Here is a 6,361-nt window from a genome sequence, read left to right on the forward strand (position 1 = left end):
TATCCTGTTGAACACTTATGGTCACTGGATTTTTGATTTCGTCCTACGGATAAGACCCTTTTATTCCGGCAAGCATCTTCCCGATCATGCACATTCTTTAATTTTGGGTACCGCAGACCAAAACAGCCGCGGCAATTTTGTTTCCGTCCCGGTCAGATTCGAATGTGACTATTGTAGCCCTGTTGCCTATTTTCAAATCTTCTTCTGATAGCGCGCCAGCTGAATTTCTGATCTTCGTCTGAGCCAGGAGTTTAATGACTTCCTTAAGGCCGTCACTCTTTTCTATGGTAATGGCATGATTTCCTATGTGTACAATCTTCCCGAGCCCGCCAGTACCGCCACAGGGGTCTTTGTCCTCTGCGATTCCACCTTTTCGCTGACCCAACTGATCAGACTGGACATCCCGGACACCGGGTTCAAAACTGACCGGCAGCTGACCCTTGCGATAAATAGCAGCAACACAAGCCACAAATAAAAAAACTACCGCTAAGGACAGGCCCGAAGTAAGTTTGACATTTTTTGAGCTCATTGAACGCAACCGCTTTTCAAGAATGGTAAAACCCCAGTATCCAACCATCACTCCGAGACCGTTTAGAATGACGTCATCAATGTCAAAAATACCCACTTGAAGCACCACTTGCATCCCTTCGATCGCGAACCCGGCTGCAGCTGCAGGAATGAGCATTTTTTTCCATGTGGTATTGCTGTACAACATTGCAAAGAATAATCCGACAGGCAGTAGTAATATAATGTTGCCAATAAGATTAATTGCTCCGATCATCAGCCCCTTCTCACCGAGCAGGTAAGCTAAAATCGTCCTGAAGGGCACTAGGTTGGGCGGACCTGTTTGTGACCCTCCAAAATTTACCATCAGTGAACCAATCCTGATCAACGGGACATCTTTAAAAATCATGATTTTGACCAGGAACGCGCAATATGCGATGAGAATGAATCCTGATATTATACGTTTTATCATAGCTTTAATTTATTGTAATTTAATTTAAATGTCCAATTTACTCATTCTTAACCTCCATTATCCCCAGTGCCTGGAGCCCCTCTTGGAGCCTTTCCGGCAAAATTCTGCAGCCTCAGCGTAAAAGTCAGCAGGTAATAACGCCCCAGGCGGTTGACATTATTTTGCGTAATGGCATAAGCATTTTGGGTTGACGTGAAGCCGGTATTTTCATTAAAGAGATCAAAGACTGCAATGCGAATGGTAGCCATATTCTGTTTTAGAAAACGACGCTCTATGTAGGTATCGAGAAGATTTGGGTTTGTGGCATTCTGATAGCCTTCGTTAATCGTCTTACTATAGGTATAGCCTAGCGTCCAGTCTTTAAAAAAGTAAAATTTGCCATTGGTACCAAGGGTGATAGTCTGAAAGCTATTGTTCAGGTTGGCATGCTTTACATAGTTGTCGGAATGGCTTATCAGATAATTAGCGTTCACTTCCGCATCCACCAGATCGGCAATATCCACCCTGAAACGTGCACCCTGGGTAAGTACAAGATTTTTTGCAGTATTTTTTTGGATAACCTGATCTATGCCGATGGCATCCAGCACGTCCGTAAGGTAAGAGATGTTGTTATTGTAGGAAAGTCTCCCGTTAAAAAACCAGGTATATTTGCGTTTTGCCCAAGCCCCGACCAGCACATAATAGGCCGAGGCATTGTAAAACCCGGATGCATTCTGATAATTTGTCAATATCGCGCCAGCCAGCCTCGGATCAACTGTATAATTGGCTGGGTAGGTTACCGTATTGACCACAATTTTGCGATCGGCCCGGGTGAAACTCAAGGTGCTAAAAAAGGTTCTCCCCGTTCCGTCACCAAATTTATTGTATCGGATCTGGAAAGTATTGTTGAATTCAGGCAGGAGGTCCGGATTACCCCGGACCGGGTAGCTGGCATTGGAAAAATCAACTACCGGCTGCAATTGGCGATACGCCGGGGCATTGCCCGTACCCTCGAAGTTAAACGCCAGTGCCTGCAGATCAGTGAAATTATAAACATAGCGGAGCACTGGTGAAAAATTGAATGTGGTATGGCGGACCGGAGCAATTACCGACGATGAGCCTTCCAGAAACGCCGGCTGAGCGGCCAAACCTAATGTAAAATTATATTTCTTTGCGGCCACCCGGTAGTTTGCCCCAAAGCGGTTGGTCATAAATCTGAAAACATAGTCGTTACTCAAATGCGGGTCGCGGTTAATTGCGCCAGCTTCCGCAACCGTATCTGTAAGCCGGTCAGCAGTAGTTCGTGCATTGTGATAGTTGTAATTGAATTCGAGATATGATTTCTTGCTTAAAGGTTCCAGATAAGAAAAAGAAGCGCCAGCGCTGTCTGTGCGGCTGTGTGAATTGATGAGTTGGTTGACAGGTGCGCCTGCCCTGCCCGCCAGGTAATTGTAAACAGGGTTCTCATACTGTTCATCTGTTGTCCTGCCGCCGGTCATTAATACGTTAAAATTGCGTCCGCGTTTATGGAACCGGTGATTGTATAATACATTCAGGCCAAAGTTAGGAGCGGAAGATTTTACATACAGATTGCCGTTATAGTCTGATATGACTGTGTGATCCGAATTCGCAGCTTGCAACCTGCCTGTAAATGTTTCCCTGCTGCGGATACCGCCATAAGAAAAAGCAGGGATGAACTTAAAATAATTCAGCGTATCCGGCTTGTATTCTATATTAAAGTTAAACCGGTGGTTAAGGTTCCGGTCGTTCCTGCTACTGCTGCTGTTCTGGATCGAGGACGACTGGCCCGACAAATTATCCCGAACCACCATCGAACTCGTATATACAGAATTGACAGCAATACTATAACTTCCATAAGCAGTCAGTTTTTTACTCCAGTCATTACGATAATTAAGACCCGCTACACGGGCAGTAGTGATACCATTTTGCTTGTCACCAGATAAGTCAGGACTTTTTCTACCGCCGTTGAAGTCGAACAGGCTGGTGTTGGTATTGTTCAGCTCGCCCGATACGGTGATCTGGCGCTTATCCCGGAAATTGAATAAACTGCCCGATGATGCGTAGCGCCCGGCTTCTGGACTGGGAATCGCATCACGGCCTCCACCAGCTGTCCCCTGAACAAAATAACCATGATTTTTGTCCTTCCTGATGTTGATGTTCAGTACCTTCTGTGACTCACCGGTCTTGACACCTGTAAGTTTAGCCTGTTCGCCGTGATCGTCTATAACCTGCACATTCTGCACCAGATCTGCCGGAAGGTTGCGGGTAAGGCTTTTGACATCCCCGGCCATAAAATCCTTGCCATTGAGCTGAACTTTACTGATCTGTTTACCCTGTGCAGAGATGCTGCCATCCCTTGCCACCTCCAGTCCGGGCATTTTTTTGAGTGCATCTTCTATTGGCGCACCCAAACGTACTTTGTAGGCTGCCCCATTGTATTCAACCGTGTCTTCCATTATCCTTACAGGAGCACCGGTGACCGTCACACCTTTCAGCGAAATGGTATCATTTTTTAAAATGACCGGATCCAATTCGGCTATTGTGTTACCCGGAATTAGGGTATAGCGTCGTTTTACCGCCTGATAGCCCAAAGAAGAAACCACCAGGCTAAACTGGTTGACCATTATCGAAGGGAAAATGAACCTGCCCTCAGCATTGGCGACAACAATTGAACTGTCTTTAACACTGAGCAGTTTGACCGTTGCCATGGGTAACCCTACACCTAAGGAATCTTTTACCACGCCGCTTACCTGGCGGCCGGTCTGTCCATAAACCTGAGTTGTGAAAATCAGTACAACAGCTAAAAGCAAATGTTTAAGTCTCATAGTTTTGAATAATTGACACAAATCAACCCGATTAGCTGCTCAAAAAAAATGAAATAGACCATGAGCGGAAGATCATAGACAGAGCAGGTCTTCTAACCGATAAAGAGTATAAGAGCTTGTTCATCGGTAAAATACGGTCCGCTGTCGGTTGAATTTGCAAGTAATCATCTAATAAGTGATATTACAGCGTTTATTAAAAAAATGATGTCATCACTGTCAAAAAGCAAACTGATTACCATAGTACTACATATCCTGGTCTGGAGCGTATTTGGAATTGGGGTATTTTTTTATCTGCCGATCTTTTCAAGAGTTGATATCCATTATTTGTTCTGGACAAGGCAGGTGATCACATTTAGTCTGCTCGTGATCGCCTTTTATGTAAATGCTTTTATCCTGGTGCCGCATTTTTTATTGAAAAACCAACCCGGTTATTACATTGCCATGCTCATTGGAGTCGTCATCGCCATCGTAATTTTAGACGGGTGGAGTGATCATTTACTTAACCTTCACCAGTTTTTTGATGAAGCTTTCCTCAAACGTGTGATGAAGCAGATATTGGCACACCGCGGAGAAAATATACTGCAGGTGTTTACTTTAGTCATGGCGATCCTGGTGCTGGGCATCAGCACCAGCCTGGCCGCAGTAAGGAAATGGCAGAAAGACAAACGCAAACGTGAGGAACTGGAAAAAGAGATGATCAGTTCAGAACTGTCTTTTCTTAAAGCCCAGATTAATCCGCACTTCTTCTTTAATACCATGAACAACATCTACGCACTTACCCAGGTAGACGCAGATATGGCCGGACAGGCCATCCACAAGCTTTCGCGGATGATGCGGTATTTGCTGTACGATACCCATCAGGGGCATGCAATGCTAAGCCAAGAAATTGCCTTTGTGAAAGATTACATCAACCTGATGCAGCTGCGGCTCACCGAAGTGGTGAAAGTAAATGTCGATATTCCAGTCCAGTTGCAGGACATGCCAATAGCGCCAATGATGCTTTTGCCTTTTCTGGAAAATGCCTTTAAACACGGTGTGAGCACTACTCAGAAAAGCCATATTGATATCGTAATCTTGCAGCGCAGCACTGAACTTGACATTACCATCAGAAATTCGGTTTTAAAGGATAATAGCGCTAGTTTGGATTCCAATAGCGGTATTGGTTTGATAAATACCCGCCGGAGGCTTGACCTGCTTTATCCTGGTAAACATAAACTTGAGACTTGCGGGCTCAATACCGATAATATGTATATAGTTCACTTAATCCTTGACCTGTCATGATATTGAATTGCATTGCCGTTGATGATGAACCACTGGCTCTGGACCTGGTAAGCAAGTACATTGAGCAAACCCCTTTTTTGACCTTGTCCGGAAAATATGCAGATGCGTTACATGCTCTCAAAGCGATTCACACGCAGAAGATCGACCTCATATTCCTGGATATTCAAATGCCCGACTTAAATGGTATTGAGTTGGCCAGAGTACTGAACAAAGGGGCCGGTAAACCGCGCATTATCTTTACTACTGCCTACAACCAGTTTGCGCTGGAAGGCTATAGGGTTGATGCACTGGATTATCTATTAAAACCCTTTAATTATGGAGAGTTCCTTCACGCGGCCAATAAGGCCTTGCATTATGTTGAACTGCTCAATAAACCTGCCTCAAACTTCCTGTCAGCAAGTGATAACGGACTGGCCGACAATGACTATCTTTTTCTGAAAGTCGAATATCAGCTTGTACGCATCGCCTTAGATGACATCCTGTACATTGAAGGCCTGAAAGATTATGTAAAAGTTCAGTTGAAAACCGCCGAAAAAGCAATCCTTTCGCTTGGCAGCCTCAAAGCACTTGAAGAAAAATTACCCCCCAGTCGTTTCATGCGTGTACACCGTTCATTTATCATCTCGCTGGGTAAGGTTACTTCCATGACCAAAAATTCGGTTCATATTGACAAGAAGCTGATCAGCGTTGGCAACCAGTATAGAGATGCCTTCGGGCGGTTTTTTGAGAAATGGACTTAATACAAAACATATAGATTTATTAAAGAACTGATGTTGCTACTCCTGTTAACAGAGCAATAGAGAAAATTTAGTTAAAATTATTTACATTTATCAATACCATTTTCAATAAAAAAGACAACTCTTGCCTGAGCCCATAGAGCAGCTAACTAGCCTTCTAAAATGGAGATCAGATCTCCGTTAATATAAAAAACTTCTTTTCCTTCTTTTGTAGCCTGCAGAATACCTGCATCAACAAGCTCAGCAAAATATTTAGTAAGGGTTGTCCTTGAGCTAATCCCAAGCAAATCACCAATAAACTTAGGTTTAATGTAAGGTTGACTAAAGATCGCCTCGTTAACCTCTTTATTGTACCATTTTATACGCCCCCTTGCGTGCTCAAGGGTAGCCTCCATTTGGTCCAGAATACTAACAATTAATTGACTTGTTAATAGTGCCGTCTTCTCTATAGCCTCTAACATATAAAGTATCCACGGTTTCCATGAACCTCTTTGAGTTACAATACCCAAATTGTAGTAATATTCGTCTTTATTGGCAATGAT

General features: G+C 43.9%; 5 protein-coding genes. 2 read left to right on the plus strand and 3 right to left on the minus strand.

Features of this window, described 5'->3' with window-relative positions:
* Window positions 1-97 precede the first annotated feature (97 nt).
* Together J1905_RS23395 and J1905_RS23400 are read right to left on the minus strand one after the other, a co-directional pair.
* Entirely contained in the window at window positions 98-976 is an 879-nt protein-coding gene (locus tag J1905_RS23395) for a VanZ family protein (protein ID WP_214229614.1), read from the minus strand.
* Window positions 977-1,023: 47 nt separating this feature from the next.
* On the minus strand, window positions 1,024-3,801 hold the full coding sequence (locus J1905_RS23400; protein WP_214229615.1) for an outer membrane beta-barrel protein: 2,778 nt from the start codon (window positions 3,799-3,801) through the stop codon (window positions 1,024-1,026).
* A 201-nt stretch (window positions 3,802-4,002) separates the two neighbouring features.
* On the opposite strand from J1905_RS23400, the gene J1905_RS23405 reads away from it, so the two are divergent.
* Both J1905_RS23405 and J1905_RS23410 read left to right on the plus strand, forming a co-directional pair.
* A complete protein-coding gene (locus J1905_RS23405) occupies window positions 4,003-5,082 on the plus strand; it encodes a sensor histidine kinase (RefSeq protein WP_214229616.1) in 1,080 nt (359 codons plus the stop codon).
* A complete protein-coding gene (locus tag J1905_RS23410) occupies window positions 5,079-5,822 on the plus strand; it encodes a LytR/AlgR family response regulator transcription factor (RefSeq protein WP_214229617.1) in 744 nt (247 codons plus the stop codon). Before J1905_RS23405 ends, J1905_RS23410 begins: the two co-directional genes overlap by 4 nt.
* A 146-nt stretch (window positions 5,823-5,968) precedes the next feature.
* Here the strand turns inward: J1905_RS23410 and J1905_RS23415 are convergent.
* A partial coding sequence (locus J1905_RS23415; RefSeq protein WP_502928763.1) for a Fic family protein occupies window positions 5,969-6,361 on the minus strand: 393 nt, incomplete at its 5' end.

The organism is Pedobacter sp. B4-66 (genome assembly GCF_018492665.1).
Classification (GTDB): domain Bacteria; phylum Bacteroidota; class Bacteroidia; order Sphingobacteriales; family Sphingobacteriaceae; genus Pedobacter.

Bases quoted from the DNA above. Each gene is read 5' to 3' on its own strand.
- J1905_RS23405 (WP_214229616.1), top strand. From the start codon at position 4,003: ATGATGTCATCACTGTCAAAAAGCAAACTGATTACCATAGTACTACAT.
- J1905_RS23410 (WP_214229617.1), top strand. From the start codon at position 5,079: ATGATATTGAATTGCATTGCCGTTGATGATGAACCACTGGCTCTGGAC.
- J1905_RS23400 (WP_214229615.1), bottom strand. From the start codon at position 3,801: ATGAGACTTAAACATTTGCTTTTAGCTGTTGTACTGATTTTCACAACT.
- J1905_RS23395 (WP_214229614.1), bottom strand. From the start codon at position 976: ATGATAAAACGTATAATATCAGGATTCATTCTCATCGCATATTGCGCG.